Source organism: Nevskiales bacterium, from assembly GCA_035574475.1.
Classification (GTDB): Bacteria; Pseudomonadota; Gammaproteobacteria; order Nevskiales; family DATLYR01; genus DATLYR01.
The window spans coordinates 1-21,496 of the sequence record DATLYR010000199.1; the positions used below are offsets into that span (position 1 = coordinate 1).

General features: G+C 66.0%; 20 protein-coding genes. 15 read left to right on the top strand and 5 right to left on the bottom strand.

Going from position 1 to position 21,496, the window contains the following annotated elements:
• Positions 1 to 1,500: putative sulfate exporter family transporter (locus VNJ47_11990; GenBank protein HXG29554.1), on the bottom strand; the 1,500-nt coding region annotated here is incomplete at its 3' end.
• Between the two features lie 185 nt (positions 1,501 to 1,685).
• Here VNJ47_11990 and VNJ47_11995 point away from each other — a divergent pair.
• The 10 genes from VNJ47_11995 to VNJ47_12040 all read left to right on the top strand — a co-directional run bounded on the left by VNJ47_11995 (position 1,686) and on the right by VNJ47_12040 (position 12,156).
• On the top strand, positions 1,686 to 4,085 hold the full coding sequence (locus VNJ47_11995; GenBank protein HXG29555.1) for a hypothetical protein: 2,400 nt from the start codon (positions 1,686 to 1,688) through the stop codon (positions 4,083 to 4,085).
• Between the two features lie 108 nt (positions 4,086 to 4,193).
• Positions 4,194 to 5,942: a hypothetical protein gene (locus tag VNJ47_12000; GenBank protein ID HXG29556.1), complete on the top strand. Its 1,749-nt coding sequence runs from the start codon at positions 4,194 to 4,196 to the stop codon at positions 5,940 to 5,942.
• A 117-nt stretch (positions 5,943 to 6,059) separates the two neighbouring features.
• Complete coding sequence (locus VNJ47_12005; protein HXG29557.1) at positions 6,060 to 6,491, top strand: hypothetical protein; 432 nt, start codon at positions 6,060 to 6,062, stop codon at positions 6,489 to 6,491.
• A gap of 301 nt (positions 6,492 to 6,792) precedes the next feature.
• Positions 6,793 to 7,014: an AbrB/MazE/SpoVT family DNA-binding domain-containing protein gene (locus VNJ47_12010; protein HXG29558.1), complete on the top strand. Its 222-nt coding sequence runs from the start codon at positions 6,793 to 6,795 to the stop codon at positions 7,012 to 7,014.
• Positions 7,014 to 7,421, top strand: coding sequence for a type II toxin-antitoxin system VapC family toxin (locus VNJ47_12015; protein HXG29559.1), 408 nt, complete (start codon positions 7,014 to 7,016; stop codon positions 7,419 to 7,421). Before VNJ47_12010 ends, VNJ47_12015 begins: the two co-directional genes overlap by 1 nt.
• A 51-nt stretch (positions 7,422 to 7,472) precedes the next feature.
• Positions 7,473 to 7,958 carry a DUF4124 domain-containing protein gene (locus VNJ47_12020; GenBank protein HXG29560.1) on the top strand — a complete coding sequence of 162 codons (486 nt, stop codon included), beginning with the start codon at positions 7,473 to 7,475 and terminating at the stop codon, positions 7,956 to 7,958.
• Between the two features lie 79 nt (positions 7,959 to 8,037).
• Positions 8,038 to 8,805, top strand: a complete 768-nt coding sequence (locus VNJ47_12025) for a thrombospondin type 3 repeat-containing protein (GenBank protein HXG29561.1) — start codon at positions 8,038 to 8,040, stop codon at positions 8,803 to 8,805.
• Between the two features lie 134 nt (positions 8,806 to 8,939).
• On the top strand, positions 8,940 to 9,704 hold the full coding sequence (locus VNJ47_12030) for a hypothetical protein (protein HXG29562.1): 765 nt from the start codon (positions 8,940 to 8,942) through the stop codon (positions 9,702 to 9,704).
• 196 nt (positions 9,705 to 9,900) lie between these two features.
• Positions 9,901 to 10,986, top strand: coding sequence for a hypothetical protein (locus VNJ47_12035; protein ID HXG29563.1), 1,086 nt, complete (start codon positions 9,901 to 9,903; stop codon positions 10,984 to 10,986).
• Between the two features lie 147 nt (positions 10,987 to 11,133).
• On the top strand, positions 11,134 to 12,156 hold the full coding sequence (locus tag VNJ47_12040; GenBank protein HXG29564.1) for a hypothetical protein: 1,023 nt from the start codon (positions 11,134 to 11,136) through the stop codon (positions 12,154 to 12,156).
• 3 nt (positions 12,157 to 12,159) lie between these two features.
• On the opposite strand, the gene VNJ47_12045 is transcribed toward VNJ47_12040, so the two are convergent.
• Entirely contained in the window at positions 12,160 to 12,795 is a 636-nt protein-coding gene (locus VNJ47_12045) for a hypothetical protein (protein HXG29565.1), read from the bottom strand.
• A complete protein-coding gene (locus VNJ47_12050) occupies positions 12,792 to 13,400 on the bottom strand; it encodes a CoA pyrophosphatase (protein HXG29566.1) in 609 nt (202 codons plus the stop codon). The genes VNJ47_12045 and VNJ47_12050 overlap by 4 nt, the downstream gene beginning before the upstream one ends.
• 189 nt (positions 13,401 to 13,589) lie before the next feature.
• Here VNJ47_12050 and VNJ47_12055 point away from each other — a divergent pair, with 189 nt between their 5' ends.
• From VNJ47_12055 to aroG, 4 genes are all read left to right on the top strand, one after another.
• Complete coding sequence (locus tag VNJ47_12055) at positions 13,590 to 14,915, top strand: DUF1329 domain-containing protein (GenBank protein HXG29567.1); 1,326 nt, start codon at positions 13,590 to 13,592, stop codon at positions 14,913 to 14,915.
• Between the two features lie 96 nt (positions 14,916 to 15,011).
• Positions 15,012 to 15,335, top strand: a complete 324-nt coding sequence (locus VNJ47_12060; protein ID HXG29568.1) for a cupredoxin domain-containing protein — start codon at positions 15,012 to 15,014, stop codon at positions 15,333 to 15,335.
• A gap of 4 nt (positions 15,336 to 15,339) precedes the next feature.
• Entirely contained in the window at positions 15,340 to 16,884 is a 1,545-nt protein-coding gene (locus VNJ47_12065; protein ID HXG29569.1) for an FTR1 family protein, read from the top strand.
• Positions 16,885 to 16,997: 113 nt separating this feature from the next.
• Positions 16,998 to 18,104: a 3-deoxy-7-phosphoheptulonate synthase AroG gene (gene aroG / locus VNJ47_12070; GenBank protein HXG29570.1), complete on the top strand. Its 1,107-nt coding sequence runs from the start codon at positions 16,998 to 17,000 to the stop codon at positions 18,102 to 18,104.
• 24 nt (positions 18,105 to 18,128) lie between these two features.
• Here the strand turns inward: aroG and VNJ47_12075 are convergent, their stop codons facing one another.
• Both VNJ47_12075 and VNJ47_12080 read right to left on the bottom strand, forming a co-directional pair.
• Entirely contained in the window at positions 18,129 to 18,554 is a 426-nt protein-coding gene (locus tag VNJ47_12075) for an HIT domain-containing protein (protein HXG29571.1), read from the bottom strand.
• Entirely contained in the window at positions 18,551 to 20,434 is a 1,884-nt protein-coding gene (locus VNJ47_12080; protein HXG29572.1) for an MFS transporter, read from the bottom strand. Before VNJ47_12080 ends, VNJ47_12075 begins: the two co-directional genes overlap by 4 nt.
• Before the next feature lie 192 nt (positions 20,435 to 20,626).
• Here VNJ47_12080 and VNJ47_12085 point away from each other — a divergent pair, with 192 nt between their 5' ends.
• Positions 20,627 to 21,280: an NAD(P)H-binding protein gene (locus VNJ47_12085; protein HXG29573.1), complete on the top strand. Its 654-nt coding sequence runs from the start codon at positions 20,627 to 20,629 to the stop codon at positions 21,278 to 21,280.
• Positions 21,281 to 21,496 lie beyond the last annotated feature (216 nt).

Sequence of the window (21,496 nt, forward strand, 5' to 3'; positions counted from 1 at the left end):
GAGCATCACCGCCGCACGGTCGGGCCCCATCGCCTGGGCCAGGCCCGAGAACAGCAGCGAGGCGGCCACGAAGCCGAGCACGAACTTCGGGAACCGGTGCCAGATCTCCATCGCGCTCGGCGGCGGGCCACCGCGGTCGCGCTCCACGCGTGTCACCCAGTACACCGCCACGGCGAACGCGATCACGCCGATCAGAATGTTCTGGATCATCTTGATGGTCGCGGCCACGTACAACGCCTTGTCCGAGAGGAAGGCCGCGGCCGCGGCCACCGCGCCGGTGGAATCCACCGTACCGCCGATCCAGGCGCCGCCCAGCACATGGTCCATCTCCAGCGCCAGGACCACGTAGGGCATGACGATCATCATGATCGAGGTGAACACCATCGAGATGCCCACCGCCAGGGTGAGCTCCTCTTTCTTGGCCCGGCAGGCGGCGGCCGTCGCAATCGCGGCCGAGACGCCGCACACCGACATGTCGGCGGAGATGGTGATGTTGAGCGTCCGGGATTCCATCCGCAGCACGCGCTGCCCGAACCAGTAGGTCGTAACCAGCACGATCGGCGTGACCACCCAGGCGACGAAAATACCCGGCAGGCCGATGGCGAGGATCTTGCCGAACAGGATCTCGCAGCCGAGCAGCACCAGCCCGGTCTTGATGAACAGCTCCACCTGCACCGCGGGCATGGCCCATTTCGGCGTGCCGAGCGTGTTGCTGATCAGCAGCCCGAGCAGGATCGCCCACAGCGCGTATTCCAGCCCCAGCGCCTTGACTTCGCTCTGCGCGGCGATGGCATAGGCCAGCACGGCCAGCAGCCAGACCAGCGGGAAGCCGAGGAGAAAGGCGCGCCCCTCGCCGCGCATCGCCTGCACCGCCAGCCCGAACAGCAGCGCGAAGCCCGCACCCAGGCCGAACAGGTAGCCCATCTGGTTGAACGGCTTCACCCTGGCTTTCTTTGCTGCGGCCTCTTCCTCGCGCAGCTGCGCGCGCCAGGCGTCGATCGCCGCTTTGGCGGCGGCGTTGAGCGCGGCATCGCCGAAGGCGGCCTCGGCCGCGGCGGCCTGCGCCACTTCAGCGCGCCCGCGCAGCTCGAGCGTGAGCGCCCGGGCCTGGTCCAGCGCCGCCTGTGCCTTGGCCTGCTTCGCGGCCGCCGCGTCTGCGCCGAGCACGAAGGCCTCCAGTGGGTTGTCCTTCCAGCCCTGCGGTCGGCTCAGCCACTGCCGGAGCGTTTTCGCGTAGGGCTCGTCCTTGGCCGCGGGCTTGCGCTTGGCGTCGTGGGCGTCGTACCAGGCCAGGGTACGGAAGGGCGCGCGACCGGCCTCGCGCTCGAGGATCGTGTTGGATTCGGCGATGACATCGTCGAGCCCGGCCGGCGGGCGCGGCAGGAAAAGCGCCAGCCCGGCCAGGATCAGCGCAAAGCCCAGCCAGATCGCCCAGTAGTCCTCGCCGCGCCACAAGCCATGCCAGCCTGTGGCGTGACGGCGGTGGTCGGCCTCGTCCATGCGCGCTTCCCCCAGCCGTTGTCCCTCTAAAGCATAGCCAAAGATGCCCTGTCCGCGGTTGACTTGCCCCCTCGGGACAAGGCCCCTAGACTGGTTTCGGCGAGCATAAATAACGTGCCGCGGCGCTTGAAGGTCGCGCCGAACCACGACGCCTATCGCGCCACGGGCTCTAGGGAGAGGGGGACATGAAAAGAATCATCCTGTTGCTGGGACTGCTGCCGGTTTCCACGCTGAGCCTCGCCGCGCCGCCCTCGATGACGCCGGAGGACCCTACCCACGCGCCCGCGCGCGTGCCGGTCCGCAACGCGCCCTACACCCGCACCCTGCGCAGCAACACACCGGCCGACCTCGCGCGCCTGGGCCTGCTGCCGACTGGCATCTACGACGGCAGCCCGCAGCTGAAGGCGAAGCAGCAGTGGTACGAGGAACACTTCTACGACACCCTCGCCTCGCGCAAGGTCTGGAAGGATGGCACCAGCCCCTATACGCACCAGCGCGGCGGCCCGATCACCTGGGACATCGTGCCGATCCCGCAGTACGTGCCGCCGCCCTGCGACCAGCCGCAGCCCACCGGCTACGATGCGGAAGGCTGCCGCATGGCCAACGCCATGTTCAAGGACATCGAGCGCACCGATCCCAAGCTGGCGCGCGAGCTGCGCGAGAAGATCCGTCGCGGCCGCGACGTCTGGCACAAGGGCACCTTCGGCAACCAGGACGAGGAGTACATCCAGACCGCGCGCATCGTGGGCGCGGAGAATATCTGGTACCCCTGGCTCGACACGCGCACGCGCCCGTACCGCTATACCAAGTGGGGCATGATCAACGACCCGGACTGCGTGCAGGGTGACGCCTCCACCAACTGGTACGACAAATGCCAGGATCCGCATTCGACCGGCGTGCTTGGCTACCGCAAGTACTATGCCGACCCGCTCAAGGACGCCAGCGGTAAGGTCATTTTCGATCCACGCACTTCACCCTACCGCGAGGACGAGCTCAAGAAGAACCTGCGCTACGTGATTGGCGGCGCCTGCACCCAGTGCCACGTGGGTTTCGACCCGACCAACCCGCCCAAGGATCCGAACAACCCGAAGTGGGAGAACATCCACGAGCTGATCGGCAACCAGTTCACCAACCAGCCGCTGCAATACATCCAGGGCATTCCGCAGGATCATCCGGCCTTCCAGGTACTGAACGCCGCGCGCGTGGGCACGGTGGACACCTCGTTGCAGGCCAGCGACTTCCAGCACAATCCGGGTACGCAGAACAACATCACCGACTTCGTCAACCGGCGCGTGTTCGTGCACAAGATGAAGCACCCGATCACCGGCGAGGTGAAGGAAGGACGCACGCAGCACGTGCTGAAGGGCGGCGAGGACTCGGTCGGTGACCGCCTCGCGCTGATCCGCGTGTACGTCAACATCGGCATGTGCACCGAGGAATGCTGGGTGCCCAAGTTCCCAGTGCCCGGCAGCTTCTTCGGCAAGAGTTCGCATCAGCAGCCGTTCCGCATCAAGGAGTGCGCGGCGAGCTGCGAGGCCTGGAACCACGCCGACGCCAAGATGGGCGACTTGGCCTTCTTCCTGTTGTCCGGCGGGCCGACCGATCTCATGAAGGCGCGTGACGTGGACGGCACGCCGGGCAGCCGGTTCATAGACCTGGCGCAGGTGCCGCGCGGGCGTGACGTGTTCGCGAAGAACTGTGCCGGCTGTCATTCGTCCTTCGTGCCGCCGGCCAACATCCGTGAGGACAAGGAGGCGCTGGCTGCGTTCTACGAGGGCCACGTGTTCGGCAGCCCCGACACCTGGCAGTACGAGTTCACCGCGGCCAAGCGCAACTCCCCCGAGTTCCAGAAGAAATTCCTGGCGCGCGACCCGAAGAGCGGGCGGATGCTGCCCAAGCAGTTCGTCGAGCGCGGCCTGCAGTACGGTCAGGACTGGCTCGGCAACGACGAGCCCACGCCCTTCGGCGTGATCGGCACCAACATGTGCCGCGCCATGCACGACAACCACAACGAGGGCCACATCTGGGAGGAGTTCTCGTCCATTACGTATAAGGAGCGCGCTTCCCCGGGTTCGGTGCCCAACGTGCTCAACCGCATGGTGCCGGTGCTGGGCGGCATGACGCTGGGCCGCAAGAGCATCGAGGGCGGGCCCGGCTACCTGCGCAACATATCGCTGCTGTCGCTGTGGGCAATCGCGCCCTTCCTGCACAACAACGCGATCGGCGAGCTGACGCATCTGCCGGACGGCGGCATCGACTACACCGTGCGCGGGCGCATCAAGCAGTTCGAGCTGGCCATGGCCGAACTTTTGACCTCCGATAACCCGCAGGTCACGCCGCACCGTCAGCCCAAGATCGCACGCACTACGCTGGATACGAAGATTGCGCCGCGCGAGGACATGCAGGGGCCGATCAAGCTGCCCGTGAAGAAAGGCACGCCGGTGGCCTATTTCGCCAGCTCCGACCCGCATCGCCCGCTGTTCCAGAAGTGCGACGACCTGGTGGAGAACAAGGGCCACCAGTTCGGCGTGGACCTGCCGGCGGACGACAAGAAGGCGCTGACCGAATTCCTGAAGCTGATGTGAATTTTTTGTCCCCTCCCCCTCGATGGGGGAGGGTTAGGGAGGGGGTGTTAATTGGCGGCGGCGAATAGAATCACCCCCACCCTAACCCTCCCCCATTCAGGGGGAGGGTTGAAGGAATGTTCCTTCTCCCTCTGGGAGGGGGTTGGGGCGAGGGCTGTTTTCGGCATTCTGCTGAGTCTGGCGCTCGCCGCCTGTGGTGAATCGCGCTCGGTCACCGAGCGCGCCACCGAACCCGACAGCAGCTTCGACCCCAACAGTCTCTCTTATAAAGCCATTCCACCCACTGACCTGCCGCCGGAAGGCACGCGCTCGCTGTTCGACCACATCATCGCGGAGAACGGCAGCCTGCCGTATCCCTTCGAGGAACTGGTCAGGCTCATCGCCAGCTACGACGCCGAAGGCCGTGCGCCGGTCACCGTGCTGATCCCGGACGGCCGCTCGCTGCTCAAGGGCCAGGCCGACTTCAGGCGCCCGCGCATCATCCTCGCCGCCGACCCGCGCCCCGCGCCATCCGAGGCCGAGCTCGGCCCGCTGTTGCGCGGGCGGCTGTTCCTGGGTTTCGTCGAGGGTGCGGCCGAGATCGAGATCATCAGTTACAACGAGGCGGCGGGCCGTTTCGAGTTCCAGCTGGTGAAGGACTACCGCGAGGGCGGCTCTCCGCGCCTCGTCTATGCCAAGCGCGCGATCTGCACCACCTGCCACGCCGGCGCCACGCCGATCTTCCCGGTGCGGCCCTGGGAGGAAACCAGCGGCCAGCCGGCGATCAGCCAGGCGATTCTCGAGGCGCGCGGCGCCCGGGCCGGCAACGCCTATCACGGCGTCCCCATCGTCAACCCGCTCAGCGCACCGGAAACCATCGACGAGCTGACCGAGGTCGGCAACGTCATCCCGACGGTGCAGCGCGTGTGGATTGATGGCTGCGGCGGCGATCCCGCGCAGGGGCCGGCCTGCCGCCGGCAGATGCTCAAGCTCGCACTGCGCTACCTGGTGCAGCCGGCCGAGTTCAACACCGCCGATCCGGACTATCGGCGACTGGTGGAGCTGCAGACGCCCCACTGGCCGGCGGGCGGCATTGCGCTGCCCAATGGCGACCTGCTCAATCGCAATCCCTTCGTGGACAAGCCGCGCCGCACACCCTGGCAGTGGCTCGCTGGCTTGTTGCCCGCGGGGAGCGAAGACGAAGTGGCGGATGCCAAGCTCAGCGACTTCGACAAGCTGCCGCCATTGCGCCGGGAACTGGACCCGCTCACGCCGCGCGCGCCCAAGGAAATCCTGCAGCCCGGTGCGCCGACCGCAATCGCCGGCCTGGCGCGTATGTTCAGCGACAACGACAAGCGCCTGCTCGAGCGACACAGCGGCTACGACCTGGCGCGCCTGCAGGCCGCGGTGGACAAGCCGGCGCTCGACGCCGTGCTCGGGCCGGCGCCGTTCCAGCGCCAGGCCACGATGCAGGCGCTGCTTGCTGCGCTGGGTGCGCGCCCGCCGCAGGCCAGCTTCCTCGATACCGCCGAGATGTCCGCGCCGATGGTCGAGGGCATGAAGCCGATCGCGATCCGCGAGGGCTCGGTGCTCAAGCTCTACGAGCACTACTGCTTCGGCTGCCACCGCGGCAATCCGTCCGCCAAGCTGGACTTCATGAATGGCGCGACCGAGGAAGAAGTGCTGGCCAGAATCAGGGAAACCACCAGCATCCGCGAGGCGCTGGATTACGAGCGCTACCTCGGCACCGACAAGGCCAACAAGCTGATGCCGCCGGTTAATTCCTGGCAGCGCCGCGAGCTGGACCAGGCGCGCGCGGAAGGCCGTGACGACATCGCGCGCATGCTCGAAGCGGTGCCGGGGTTGTTTGATTTTTGAGGGCTGGCTGATGGGCTGCGGCTGGTTTACTCCGGGAAGTTGGCACGCAGCGGCCCGGAATACATCGCCTACGAAGTTACTGGGTTGAGGTCTCTGGCAGCCGAACAGGGGAGTCGTATGAGAAGACGCACCGTTCTTGCATTGCTCCTGGCCCCAGCAATTGGTGCGCTGTTCTATGTGGTATTCAACGGGGCCTACGAATTTATTACGAAGACGATAACTGACCAGGCACAAATGTGGAGGTCGGTACTGCTTACCTACGGGATGTCGGCAATCCAAGCATACATTCTGACGGCCCTCGTTCTTCTTCCTGCGTATCGCTTTCTTGGCGGCAGACGAGATTCACCGGTTTACCTGATTCCGATGGTGCTGCTTGGCTGGTTCGTTGCCGCATTCGGACTTGGATTGGCGATGAAAATGCCCCAATCCATCGCGATCGAGTTTGCAATGAACTTTGCGTTTAAGCACGGCTTGCCTATTGTCGTGGCATTTGGGGTAATCAATGGACGGAGTGGCGACGGCCCATTGCCGATCAAGCGCCATCCATAACCATGGCAATCAAAGAAGCAACGGCAGGAATATATGCTCCGACCCCACTTTTACAGCTGAAGCAGGAAACGACACAGCCAAGAAGGTCTTGAGTGAAATGCCGGACCAAGGTCTCGCCGAGTAGACTCGTGTGCAGATGTATCATTTGTAGTCGGAGCCATGGACCTGGCTGGAAAAGTTTACTCTGACCCCACTTTCCCCAAGGAAGAAGTCATGCTGCCGGTGCACTGCCAAAGGTAAGCTGGCTTGCCAAAGACAGACGATCTCCTTACAATTACATGAAATGTAAGGATGTTCTCATATGTCCGAGGCAACGGTCACTAGCAAAGGCCAAATCACGATCCCTTCCGACGTGCGGCGGTCAATGGGGCTTGCGACAGGCGAGCGCGTCGTGTTCACGCCGATGGGCGATGGCTCTACGGTGATGCGCGCGAAGACGAAATCCGTGCTTGACCTGAAGGGCGCTCTCGGCAAGCCCCGGAAACGGCTTCCGGTGGAGAAGATGAATATCGGGCGTCGCTGATGCCGGCGCTGGATACCAATATCCTGGTGCGCTGGCTCGTCCAGGATGATGGGGCGCAGTCCGATCAGGTCGAGGCGCTGTTCCGTACTTCGATCGCAAAGCGACGGCCGCTTTTCGTGCCCTGCACCGTCATACTGGAGCTCGAATGGGTGTTGCGGTCCCGTTATGGCTATACCAAGGCAGCCGTGGTGCAGGGGCTTGATGCTCTGCTCGACGCCAGGGAACTCGAAATTCAGTTCGAGTCTGCCATCGAGCGCGCCCTGTATCTCTATCGCCAGAGCAGGGCCGACTTTGCAGATTGCTTGCATGTAGGCCTGAGCGCAGAGGCCGAACGACTCCCATTCGTGACCTTCGACGAGCGAGCATCGCGGCTTTTCGGAGCAGAGTTACTGGCGCCCCTCTCATAAGCCCCGTAAGCTTTTGGGAGCGGGCCTGCGACCGACTTCAAGGAGGAAGTCATGCTCAGAACGACAGGGATGTTGTGTCTTGTTTTCATCGCCCAGACCACCGCGGCCGATACCTTGTATCGCTGCACCGCGGCCGACGGCCACACGCTGTATACCGACCGCGCCTGTCCGGGCCGTGGCGAGCGCATCGAGCCGAAAGACATCCGGCCGAATCTGTACACCGGCGCGCCGGTGGCGGAGACGCGGCTGGAGAGCGCTCCGCGCGCAGCGCACAGCACAGGGCGGCGTGGCGGCTGCAACAACGCCGCCGACCTGCGCCGCATCGACCTGATGCTGAAGAGCCTGGCCACCGACGCGCGGCAGAAGCGCTTCCTCAAGGCCGAGCGGCGGCGGGTGCAGAACTGCCAGCTGGAAAACCTCGACGCCGAGGCGCGGCGACGGCGCGATGCGGCCCTGCGCCGCACCGGCTCGTTGCGCGAGAGCGAGCGCACGGCGGCGGAAATCGAAATCCAGGACCTGTACGCCAGCCAGCGCTAACGGGCCCGGGCCGCCTTGCCTGCCGGGCCTTCCCTTGTCATTCTGAGTGCATCTGGCCGCGGGCACAGGGGGCAGGGCGATGCATCGTTATTCATGGGCCGGGCTGGCGCTGTTACTGGCGGCTGCGCAGGTGCAGGCCGAGCCAGCCTTCGCGCGGCTATACAAGGGCAAGTACGGTTATGCGCCGTCCTGCAACGCCTGCCACAAGGACGGCGGCGGCTCGCCGCTGAACGCCTACGGCGAGGCCTTCAAGAACGCGCGGATGAACGCCGCGGCCTTCGACGCCATCGCCGCGCAGGACAGCGACGGCGACGGCTTCCCCAACGGCGAGGAGGCCCGCGCCCAGGCCAACCCGGGCTCGGCCAGATCCACGCCCAAGAACAAGGGCGACTGGCTCGACACCGCCAACCTGATCCCGAAGGAAGTGCAGAAGGCCTGGCCCGGCATCACCAGCTACAAGCCGCTGGATGCGGTGCTGACGGCCAAGGAAATCGCGCGCGCCCAGGCGCTGGGCGTGACGGTGTCGGCCAAGGACGAGAACACCATCTACGTGCCGATCAGGGACGGCAAGGCCGCCGGCACCGCGATCATCGTGCCGGCCGAGTACAAGGCCAAGCCCTTCTTCCTGCTGGTGGTCACCGATCCCAAGCTGGTCATCACGCAGGTACTGCCAGTGAACACCAAGAACGTGCCGGAGGCGGCCAGGTCCGGCGTCTATGCCGGCTTCAAGGGCGCCAATGCCGCGCAGGTGCCGGCGCCGAAGGATGCTGCGTCGGTGGACGGCGCCATCACCGCGGCGGTGAAGAAGGCCGGCGCGATTCTCTACGTGCGGCTGAAGCAGGAATGAGGCGATCGATACCTACCTTGTCACACTGGCGAAGGCCGGTGTCCAGCGTCTTTAAGCCACTGGATTCCGGCCTTCGCCGGAATGACGGGCACACTCTGACACCAGCGATGCGGGCTGCTTTGGTTGCGCTGTTTTTGTTTTTCATCCCAGCCGTGGTCATTGCGCAGGCCGCCGAGCCGCCAGCCGCGGAGGAGAACTTGCTCGAAGGCCTCGACCTGAGCGAAGGCGTGGTCGAGGTGCCGCCGGAGAAGAGCAAGTGGATCACCGTCGGCGGTCCCATCGCGCTGACGGGGCTCGCGGTGTTCATCCTGCTGCTGTTCAAGTGGCTGGTGCCGTTCAAGGTCTCCGAGGAATCGCTCAACCTGCACCACTATCCGACCGGCGTGAAGCGCGGCCTGGCGATGACGGTGGTGTTCTTCGGGATCGCCTTCTGCTTCGGCGCCTCGGAGATCTGGTACCAGCTGCAGCTGCACGGCTCGACCGAGGAATACTTCCGCCAGATGTCGCTGGGCAAGCTCATCGCCTTCACCCACGCGCACCTGTTCGGATTCACCACCTCGTTCCTGATCATCGGCGTGCCGTTCTCGATGCAGTTCAACCACATCCCGATTTACCAGTGGATCTTCCCGGTCGGGCTGACGGCCTCGATCATCGATGTCATGTCCTGGTGGGGCATCAAGTACCTGAGCCCCAATTTCGAAATCATCACGATGGCCTGCGGCATCGTGTTCAGCCTGAGCTACCTGTACATGCTGCTCGGCATCCTGCGCGTACTGCTGCTGCCGGACGTGGTGCTGCCCTCGGACAAGGACGCCGCCGAGCGCACCGAGGCGATCCGCAAGCGCCGCCGGCTGCGCGATTTGCTGCGGCGCGAAAGCCAGGAAGTGCATCCGGAATAACCGCGCGGCGGCGACCCTGCCAACGACCGATGGGACGATGTAGGCACACGCCTACATCGCAACTTACTGCTGGCTAAGGGGCCCGCTTGCCGATATAAATGCGCTCACATCGCGGCCCGGTGTCCGCCGAACACGCGCGAAACGAAATCAACCGCCGGCACAGGCGGACCCAAAATATAGTGTGGAGGGCAACCCGATGAAGAAGGCACTGCTGTGCGTGTCGCTGCTCTTGGTCTGCGCGCTGCCGGCGCAGGCGCGCATCGCCAACAAGACCCTGTACCCGATCGTCTTCGCGCACGGCATGGCCGGCTTCGACGACATCCTCGGCTATGACTACTGGGGTGACGACTACGGCTATTACGTGCTCGATCCCTGGCAGAACTGGGACATCGACTGGAACCAGAAATCCTTCGTCGCGTCGGTGACGCCGTTCCAGTCCTCCGAGCAGCGTGGCTACGAGCTGTACCAGGACATCCTCGGCTACATGGCCTCCACCGGCGCGCAGAACGTCAACATCGTCGGCCACTCGCAGGGCGGCCTCGACCTGCGCAAGGCGGCCAAGCTGCTGTACAACAACAAGGGCCGCCAGGTGGTGAAGTACGGCATCAGCATTTCCTCGCCGCACCGCGGCTCGCCGATTGCCAAGCACGTGTGGAATCTCGGGCCCGGCGTGAGCTCGGTGATCGAGGCGCTGGCCGAGTTCTACGGCGACATTGTGTACGGCCCCGGCAACGACGCCTACGCGGGCTTGAAGCAGCTGATCCACGACGACATCGATCCTTACGACGGCATCACCACCGGTACCAAGGTGTTCAACACCAACTACCCGGCCAGCACCACCTACATCGCGCGGCCGCGCAGCATCCTGACCGCGCAACAGGGCTCGTCGATGAACCCGGCGCTGTACATCGTCAACGAGTACTTCTACAACCCGGACGCCGACGGCTACGCCACCTACGATGCCGACGGTGACGGCGCCAGCGGCATCGGCAACGGCAACCCCAACGACACCGACGACGATGGCCTGGTCGGTATCAACTCGCAGCAGATGGGCTACCGGCTGCAGTATTACGAAGTCTGGGGCGCGCTCGATTACATCTACGAGAAAACCGACACCGGCTATGTGAGCAGCCTGAACTCGCCGCCGTCGGTGGCCATGACCTCCAAGAACTGGGTCGTCAACCAGGATCACGTGGACGTGATCGGCGTGCCGCCGGACACCTTCGACGAGATGGAGTTCTACGCGGCGATCACCGACTACATCGCCGACGGCGGTTATTGAGCTGCGTCGCCAGCAGGTTTTGCCCCCGCTCTCAGCCCCCAACTCCCTCCCCCCTGGCGGCGGCGGAGGGCAGGGGTGGGGGCATGACACCCTGCCCGCATGCGCTAAGGTAAGACGCGCAGGGTGCAGCCTCCGGACCGAGCGCGAATGAGCCGATTCAGGTTACTTGCCGTACTCGCCCTCTGCCTGCTGGCGCTGGCCGGCGGCTACCTGGCCTGGTCGCGGCTGCAGCCGGCCGCACGCGAGGTCGCGGCAGAGCCGTCGCTGGTTCCGATGGCGCCGCTGCCGCCGGCACGCAAGCAGGAATTGCCGGCGACCGCCTTCACGGCGGAGGACCGGGACTTCATTCGTGGCCTGCGCGAAAAGTTCGCGGCGCGCATCCACAGCAAGTACGCGCAGATCAAGGCGGTCGAGCAGCTGATCGCCTATCTCATGGCGCACTACCCGGACGACTGGCAGGATCGCGTCTACGGCTTCCTCAGGCAGCTGTTCCCGGCGCTGGCCGACGCCCTCTACGACAAGTTCCAGCGCCTGGTCCGCTACAACGACTGGCTACACGGCAACCGCGCCGTGCTGCAGAAGATGTCCGCGCAGCAGCGGCGCGAGGCCCTGTGGCAGGCGCGTCAGGAGGCCTTCGGCGCGGACGCCGAGGAGATCTTCGCCGCCCAGCGCCGCGCCGAGCAGGTGCGTGACGCGCTGGCCGCGCTGGAAGCCACCCCCGACCTGCCGCTCGAGCAGAAGATGACGACCTATCTCGATGCCATCCACGCGGCCTACGGCGAGGATGCCGAGTATCTGCTGCAGAGCCGTCAGACCGAAGTGATGAACAGCTTCCTGGCGGTGGATACGGTGCAGGACGACCTGCATGCGCTGGCGCCGGACGAGCGCCGCGTGGCGCTGCGCGAGATCCGCCGCGCGATGGGCATGGATGAGGCCGCGCTGGAGCGTTGGGACGAGCTCGACGCGCAGCGCGACGAGGCCTGGGAATCGGGCCAGGACTACATGCGCGAACGCGCGCGCATCCAGCAGCGCTATGAAGGTGCGCAGGAAGAGGAGCGCCTGCGCGAGCTGCAGGACGAGCACTTCGGCGAGGAGGCCGAGATCATCCGCAGCGAGGAGGCCGCGGGTTTCTACCGCTACGGCGGCCGGCGCCGCTACGGCCGCGAGTAGGCGTCAACGACCGACCAGCCGGCTCGGCACCCAGTCCAGCAGGTCTGCGGGCTCTGCCGCGGAGGCTGCAGCACCGTCCGCCTCGAGACCGGCCGCGACGCGCGCGGCCTGCTCGCCGAATTCCAGCAGCAGCGGGTCGCGCCCGCGCTGCTGCAGCGTACGCACGACGGCGAACAGGGTGATCTGCACACGCGTCTCGCCGCGGATGCCGGTGTACAACAGCCAGGCCGCGTACAGCGCCAGCGCGCCGGCCAGCCCCCACAGCGGCAGGATCATCAGCATCAGCGCGTCCACGCGCTGCTGGTAGGCGCGCCGCGCGGCGGCAATGCGCTCGGGATTCTCGCCGTCGGCCAAGGTGGCGACCATGGACTGCGCCAGCGCCGGCAGGTTGCCCTGCGCCCAGACGAGGCCTGCCCCGAGCGCGATCGCGGCGAGCAGCAGGATGACGGCCCAGGTCACGCGTCCGCCGGCGCGCTGGAAGCCGTAGGTCACGCAGGTGATCTTGTCGAGCGGGTAATGCTCCTCCTGCTCGTCCTGCAGCCACACCAGACGGCGGCTGGTGAGCGTGGCCTGCGCGCCACGCCGTGGCGCGGCGGCGGGATAGCAGCCGATCGAGGTCTCGCCTTCGGCCAGTTTCATGTGCGTGCTCCCGTGTCCCGGTACAGCCGGATCAGTTCCTTCAGCATCAGCAGCGTCAGCCCCCAAATCGTACGCCCTTCATAGACATAGGCGGGCAGGCGCAAGTTCAGCGGGCCTACGCGCCAGCGCAGCTCGCTGCGGTTGGCGGCGTCCGCCAAGAAGTCGAGCGGCACCCACAGCGTCTCGACGACCTCGTGGTTCAGCGCCCAGGACGGCTCGCGCGCGAGCCGGAACACGAACGGCGAGACCAGCATCGGCACCGGCCGCTCGTGCCGGCGCGTGACCACGTCCGACAGCCGGCCGACGTACTCGTCCTCGCGCAGCTGCAGGCCGGTTTCTTCCAGCGCCTCGCGGATCGCGGCGTGAAAACCACTGCGGTCGCCCTTGTCGATCCGCCCGCCGGGAAAGGACATATGCCCCGACCAGGGGTCGCCGCTGCGCTGCGCGCGCCGCATCACGAGCACGCAGGGGCCGAGCCGGGCATCCTCGCGCAGCACCACCGCCACCACCGCACGCGCCAGCCAGCGCCGTCCGGGCAGGCGGCGCGGCCGGTGCCGGGCGATGCGCGTCGTCAGGCGGCTGAAATCATCGCTGCGGGCGGACATACGCGCTGCAATCCGGGTGTTGAAGTGTGGCCGCTAGCCTAGCCGCTGCAGGTCGCAGCGACCACAGACTTCTGCGTGGGCGGACAGGGTTACATACCTTCTGGTATCTGACTTACTAATCAGTTAGTATGGCACTCGGCTGCGTCCCCCAACGACCCGTCAGCCTGCGGGGCGCACGCTGGGTTCACCATGGAAATCAGTAAGTTACTGTTTCCTCTGGGTCTGGCGCTGGGTTTGGTCATGACGCCCGCGGCGACGGCCGGCGCCGCCGATCTGACCCCGGTGGGCGCGGAGCGCGCCGGCAATGCCGAGGGCAGTATCCCGGCCTGGGACGGAGGCTTGCACCCCGGCCGCCTGCCGCGGCCGCATACGCCTGGCGACCGACCGCGCGACCCCTTCCCCGACGAAAAGCCGCTGTTCGTCATCACGCGTGCGAACTATCGCGAGTACGCGGCCAAGCTGAGCGAAGGCCATCTGCGCTTGTTCGAGCGCTACGACAGCTACGCCATGCCGGTGTACGCCACCCACCGCAGCGCGGCTTTCCCGGAAGCGATCTACCGCGCCACCGCCGCCAACCACGGACGTGCGCGGTTGGAGGGCAGCGACGGGCTGAGCGGCGCGGAGCTGGGCTTCCCGTTCCCGCAGCCGACGCAGGGGGCGGAGGTGATCTGGAACCACAAGCTGCGCTACCGCACCGATGGCGTGGTGCGCTGGAACAACGAGGCCATCGTGCAGCCGGACGGCCGCTACACGCTCAACCGCCGGCTCGAGCGCGCCAAGTTCGTGTACGCCAGCCTGACGCACAAGCCCGAGGACGCCGCGCTGCTCGGCTATTACCAGGCCAAGATCCTGGAGCCCTCGCGCAAGGCGGGCCCGGTGGTGCTGGTGCACGACACGCTCAACCCGCTGCAGCACCCGCGCCGCGCCTGGCTGTACAACCCCGGCCAGCGTCGCACGCACCGCGCACCGCAGTACGGCTACGACGATCCCGCGCCGGGCACCGACGGCCTGGCCTTCGTGGACCAGATCGACATGTTCAACGGCCCGCTGGACCGCTACGACTGGGCGCTGGTCGGGAAGCGCGAGCTGTACATCCCCTACAACGCCTACCGCCTGTCGGACGATCGGCTGAAATACGCCGACATCCTCAAGGCCCAGCACGTCAACCCGGCGCACACGCGCTACGAACTGCACCGCGTGTGGGTGGTGGAGGCGACGGTGCGCGCGGGCGCGTCCCATGCCTTCGCCAAGCGGCGCTTCTACGTGGACGAGGACAGCTGGGCCATCGTGCTGGTCGACCTGTACGACAGCCGCGGCGAGTACTGGCGCTTCCAGGAAGGCCACCCGGTGACCTACTACCACGTGCCGACAGTGACCACCATCCCCGAGGTGGTGCATGACCTGCCGTCGGGCAAGTACCTAGTCACCGCCATGAACAACGAAGACAAGCCCTACCAGCCGGCGCCCAAGCTGACGGCGGAGGAGTTCTCGGCCGGCCTGATCAACCTGTTCTGAGTCCTGCTGCCACCTCTTCGGACTCGCACACAAGTGCGCCGTCGCGTAATATATCGTCAAAGATAATAATTCTCATTCACGGCCCGAGGTGGAATCATGCGGTGCAAAGTCCTGATGGCTCTCTTGTTCATGCCCCTGCTCGCACAGTCGGCGGAATTGCCCAGTTATGCGTTGGTGATCCGCGAGAACCGCTTCGAGCCTTCGTCGCTGGTCATCCCTGCCGGACAGAAGGTAAAGCTGGTGGTCACGAACCAGGACGCCAGTCCGGAAGAGTTTGAAAGCCACGAGCTGAACCGTGAGAAAGTCATCCCGGGCAACAGCAGTGCCACCATCTATGTCGGCCCGCTCAAGCCAGGTCGCTATCCCTTCTTTGGCGAATTCCACCCGAACACCGCGCAAGGCACGCTGATCGCGCAATAAGCCGATGTTCGGTTCCGCACTGATCGTTTACCGCGAAGTGCTGGAGGCGGCGCTCGTCGTGAGCATCGTCGCCGCAGGCACACGAGGTCTACCGGGCCGCGGGTTGTGGCTGTGGGCCGGTGTCGCCGCTGGCGTGGTCGGCGCGCTGCTGCTTGCAGCCTTTGCCGACGTGATTGCCGGGCTGGCCGACGGCGTGGGCCAGGAGCTGTTCAATGCCAGTGTGCTGATGACCGCGGTAGTCATGCTCGGCTGGCATAACGTCTGGATGGCCCGGCACGGGCGTGAGCTCGCACAGCGCATGGCGCAGCTCGGACGTGACGTCAGTCGCGGGGTGCGTTCGTTCTATGCGCTGGCGATCGTGGTGGGCCTCGCTGTCCTGCGTGAGGGGTCCGAAGTGGTGCTGTTCATGTACGGTCTTGCTGCCGGCGGCGACCGCCCGGCCGCGCTGCTGGGCGGCGGCGTACTGGGCTTGGTGCTCGGAGCGGTCACGGGCCTGGTCATGTACCAGGGGCTGCTGCGTATCCCGCTGCGGCATTTTTTCGGCATCACCGGCTGGCTGATCCTGCTGCTGGCCGCGGGGCTGGCCTCGCAGGCGGCACGCTTCCTGATCCAGGCGGACGTTCTGCCATCCCTCGGTGGACCGCTGTGGGACAGCTCGAAGCTGGTGGCGTCGGATTTCTGGCTGGGCGAGCTGTTGCGCGTATTGGTCGGTTATGACGCGCGACCGTCGGGTACCCAGCTACTGTTTTATATGCTCACCCTCACCATCATCGGAGTTTGTATGAAGTGGTTCAGCCATCCTGCGGCCGTGGTACGTGCTGTCGTCTTCGTCCTGGGCGGTGCCATGCTGGCCTCGCTCATACCGGCGCAGCGCGCGGAAGCCGGTCCGGCCGACAAGATCTATACGCCGCAGGTGGAGTACGGCGAGACAGAACTCGAATTGCGTGGTGGCTACGTTTACAGCCATGGCCGCGAATCCGGCGACGTCGAACACGGCGAACAGGCGTACGTGCTGGACATCGGCCGCGGCATCACGCCGTGGTGGTTTACCGAGCTGGTGGTCGAGTATGAAAAGCCGCGCGGCGATAGCGGCGAGGTCGAGGCCATCGAATGGGAGAACGTGTTCCAGCTGACCGAGCCCGGTCAATACTTCGTGGACTTCGGGCTGTTCCTGGAATATGCGCATGCCCTAGAGGATGACGCGCCCGACCGGGTCGAGTTCGGGCCGATGCTGCAGAAAGACTTCGGCAGCCTGACGGCGAATCTCAACCTGCTGGCGGAGCACGAAACCGGCCACAACCGGAACCCTGAAACCGAATACGAATACCGGACCCAGCTGCGCCAGCGTACGCGCGGTGGCCTGGATTACGGCCTGCAGGGCTTCGGCGAATTCGAGAAGCACAGCGAGCAGCTGTGGGGGCCCGCGATCTTCGGCACCACCAAGCTCGACGAGACGCACAAGCTCAAGTACGACGCAGCACTGCTGGCAGGCCTAAATCACGATTCACCGGACGCGGTGCTGCGCTGGCAGCTCGAGTACGAATTCTGACGGCATCGCCGGGCGCGCCCGGAATCCCGCCGGGGGCGGCATTGGCGCGCCCAAGTTCATATTTCTGCTAGGATAACGCCCCCTTTTCGGGCCATACGGGTCGGGCCCCCGCCATGTCCATCGAGCAATACCCCACCGACAACCTGCGCATCCGCGGCATCGTCGAGGTGACGCCGCCGGCCGGCATCGCCCAGGAACTGCCGCTCACCGAGACGGTGGCGCGCACGGTGTTCGACACCCGCCGGCAGATCAAGGACATCCTGCACGGCCGCGACGACCGCCTGCTGGTGGTGGTCGGTCCCTGCTCGATCCACGACCCGAAGGCGGCGCTGGAGTACGCCGGCCGTCTCAAGGCGCAGCGCGAGCGCCTGGCCGACCGCCTGCTGATCGTCATGCGCGTGTACTTCGAGAAGCCGCGCACCACGGTCGGCTGGAAGGGCCTGATCAACGACCCGGACCTCGACGACAGCTATCACATCAACAAGGGCCTGCGCCTGGCGCGCAAGCTGCTGCTCGACCTGAACGAGCTGGGCGTGCCCTGCGGCGTGGAATTCCTCGACCTGATCACGCCGCAGTATCTGGCCGAGCTGGTCAGCTGGGGCGCGATCGGCGCGCGCACCACCGAAAGCCAGGGCCACCGCGAGCTGTCCTCCGGCCTGTCCTGCCCGGTCGGCTTCAAGAACGGCACGCGCGGCACGGTCAAGATCGCGGTGGACGCGGTCAGCGCCGCCTCGCGCCCGCACAGCTTCCTGTCGGTGACCAAGGCCGGCCACACGGCGATCTTCAAGACCGCTGGCAACGAGGACACGCACATCATCCTGCGCGGCGGCACGCAGGGTCCGAACTACGATGCGAAAAGCGTCGCCGAGGCCTGCAAGCTGCTGGAGGAGGCCGGACTGCGCGGCCATGTGATGGTGGACCTGAGCCACGCCAACTCGAGCAAGCAGTACGCGAAACAGATCGAAGTCGGCCAGGACGTGGCCGGCCAGATCGCGGGCGGCAGCCGCCAGATCTTCGGCGTCATGATCGAAAGCCATCTGGTGGAAGGGCGCCAGGACGTGATCCCGGAAAAGCCGCTGACCTACGGCCAGAGCATCACCGACGCCTGCATCGGCTGGGATGCCACCGTGCCGCTGCTCGACACGCTGGCCGATGCGGTCGCCAAGCGCCGGGCGCTGGTGCCACTCACGCCGGTGGCGGCGGAGCCGAGCGAACAGTAGGCTGCGCGCCGCGCACCCGCGGCCTCATTCCGGCAGGAACACCGTGCCCTCCAGGGCCTGCAGCATCCTGCCGCGCAGCGCGCCGAGCTGCGCCTCCGCATAAGGCAGCGCCGGTAGCCGGCCCCAGACCGGCGCCGGCCAGGCCGGATCGGTGACATAGCGCGCGATGTGGTGGACGTGTAGCTGCGGCACGACATTGCCGAGCGCGGCGATGTTGAGCTTGTCCGGTTTGAATACCGCCTGCAGGGTACGCGCCAGCAGCCCCGACTCGTGCATGTATAAGAACAGGTCGGACTCGGTGAGCTCGTGCAGCTCGCGCAGGTTCTCGCGCTGCGGCACCAGGATGAACCACGGGTAATGGGCGTCGTTCATCAGCAACAGCCGGCACAGCGGGAAGGCGCCGAGCGGGATGCAGTCCCTGACCAGCTGCGGATGCAGTTCGAAGCTCATCGCCAGTCTCCGCGCAACTCCATCACCTTCTGCTGCAGCCCGGCGGCCGTGACCGCCTCCGGGGGCACGGGATCGCCGACCACCAGCTCGATCCTGGACCAGAAGCGGCGCGGGAACTTCAGCATCGCCGGCCCGTGCGCGCGGCTGAAGAAGCTGCCCCACACGCCGCGCAGCGCCATCGGGATCACCGGCACCGGGTCGCGCTGGATGATGCGCTCGATGCCGGGCCGGAACGGCGCGATCTCGCCGTCCGGGGTGAGCGCGCCTTCGGGGAAGATCATCACCACTTCGCCCTCTTTCAGGCATTGTGACACGCGCTCGAAGGCCTGCTCCATCATCTCCGGGTTCTCCTTCATGCCGGCGATGGGGATGGCCTTGACCGTGCGGAAGAACCAGGACAGCAGCGGAATGTTGAAGATCTTGTAGTACATCACGAAGCGCGCCGGCCGGCGCACGCTGCCGCCGACGATCAGCGCATCCACGTAGCTGACATGGTTGCACACCAGCACGCAGGGCCCCTCGTCCGGGATCTTCTCCAGCCCGCGTGTGCGCAGGCGATACATCGTGTGCATCAGCAGCCAGATCATGAAGCGGACCAGGAACTCCGGCACCAGCTTGTAGATGAACAGCGCCACGGCGGCGTTGAACAGTGCGGTGACCAGGAACAGCTGCGGGATGTTGAGGCCGGCCTTCAGCAGGCCGATGGCGACCGCCGCCGACAGCACCATGAAGGCCGCATTCAGGATGTTGTTGCAGGCGATGACACGCGAACGATGCGAGGGCTCGCTGCGGCTCTGGATCAGCGCGTACAGCGGCACGATGTAGAAGCCGCCGAACATGCCCAGCAGCACTACGTCCCAGATCACCCGCCAGCCTTCCGGTTTCTGCAGGAAGCCGGCGACGTCCACCAGCGCGCCGCTGGCCTGGCCCGGCACGGCGAAGAACAGGTCGATACTGAATACCGTCATGCCGATCGAGCCGAAGGGCACCAGGCCGATTTCGACCTTGTGCCCGGACAGGCGCTCGCACAACAGCGAGCCGATGCCGACGCCGAGCGAGAACAGCGTCAGCAGCAGCGTGACCACCTCGGCCGTGCCACCGAGGTTCTCCTTGGTGTAGACCGGCAGCTGGGTCAGGTAAGTCGCGCCGAAGAACCAGAACCAGGACACGCCGAGGATCGACAGGAATACCGTGCGGTTGCCGCTGGTGAAGCGGATGTTGCGCCAGGTCTCGGTGATCGGGTTCCAGTTGATCTTCAGACCCGGGTCGGTGGCCGGCGCTTTCGGAATGCCCAGGCTGGCGAGAAAGCCGAGCACGGCCACCGCCAGCACGGTCGCGGATACCGACAGCAGGCCGATGTCCTGCAGGCCGATCAGCACGCCGCCGGCCATCGTGCCGAGCAGGATGGCGAGGAAGGTGCCGGTCTCGACCAGCGCGTTACCGCCGACCAGCTCGGTCTCGTGCAGGTGTTGCGGCAGGATGCCGTACTTGGCCGGGCCGAACAGTGTGCTCTGGGTGCCCATCAGGAACAGCGCCGTGAACAGCAGCGGCAGGCTGTCGAGGTAAAAGCCCGTCACGCCCAGCAGCATGACGCCGATTTCCAGCGCCTTGGCCAGACGCATCAGCCGCGACTTTTCGTACTTGTCGGCCAGCTGGCCGAAGGTGGCCGAGAACAGGAAGAAGGGCAGGATGAACAGGCCGGCGGCGAGGTTGACCAGCACGCTGGCCTCGAGGCCGGCCGCGGATCCGACCTGGAAGGCGAGCAGGATCACCAGCGCGTTCTTGAACACGTTATCGTTGAACGCGCCCAGGAACTGGGTCAGAAAGAAGGGCCCGAAGCGCCGCTGGCCGAGCAGCGCGAACTGGTTCTTCGCCGACACGGTTGACCTCCCCGACATCCTGTACCGCAACCGCGGCCAGCATAGCGCAAACGCCGCGGTGCTAAGCTTCTGGTGCCGTCATTCCGGCCAAGCCCGCTCCAGTCGGGCGCAGCCGGAATCCAGTTCCCGAAGTAATCTTTGCAAACGGGATTCCCGCTGGCGCGGGAATGACAAATATCCAGGGGAGGGGGTATGCCCAAACTCTGCGCATTGGTCGCCGGCGCCACCGGTGCCGTCGGGCGCGTGCTCGTCGATCAGCTGCTGGAGGATCCGGATGTCGCGCTGGTGCAGGTCGTGGCACGGCGCACGACCGGCCGCCAGCACCCGCGCCTGGTGGAGTTCGTCACCGACTTCGACGACCTCGAGGATTATTCGCGCCGACATCCGCAGCTGCTGAGCGTGGATGCGGTGTTCTGCTGCCTCGGCACCACCCTGCGCGCCGCCGGCAGCCGCGAAGCTTTCGAGAAGGTGGACTACCACTACGTGCTCAAGCTCGCCGAGCTGGCCAGCGCGCGGCGCGTGCCGCGCTTTCTGATGATCTCGGCCGTGGGTGCCGGCCCGAAGGCACTGGCCTACTACAGCCGCGTCAAGGGGCGCGTCGAGCAGGCAGTCGCGCAGCTGCCGTTCACCAGTCTGCACATCCTGCGGCCCTCGCTGCTGATGGGGCCGCGCGACGAGCACCGGCCGGGCGAGGCCGCGGCGCAGAAACTGGCGCCGTTGCTGGCGCCGTTCCTGCGCGGCCCGCTCGCCAGGTACCGTCCGGTGCAGACCCGCGAGGTCGCGGCCGAGATGATCCGCCTCGCCAAACAGGACCGGCCGGGCGCCTATATCCACCACCTCGGCTGAGCTGTCAGCCCCGCGAACGCGGGGATCCAGTATTGAAGGAGTCCTTCATGCCCAAGCCCAACGCCCTCGCGCGCGCAGTCAACGCGGTGTCCGGCCTGCCCGCCAGCCTGCGCGCGCCTGCGATCACCTTCATGTTCACCTTCAAGGTGCGCTTCGCCGGCACCGGCGGCTGCCGGTTCGAGCGGCTGGAGGAAGGCCGCGCGGTGCTGCGCATGC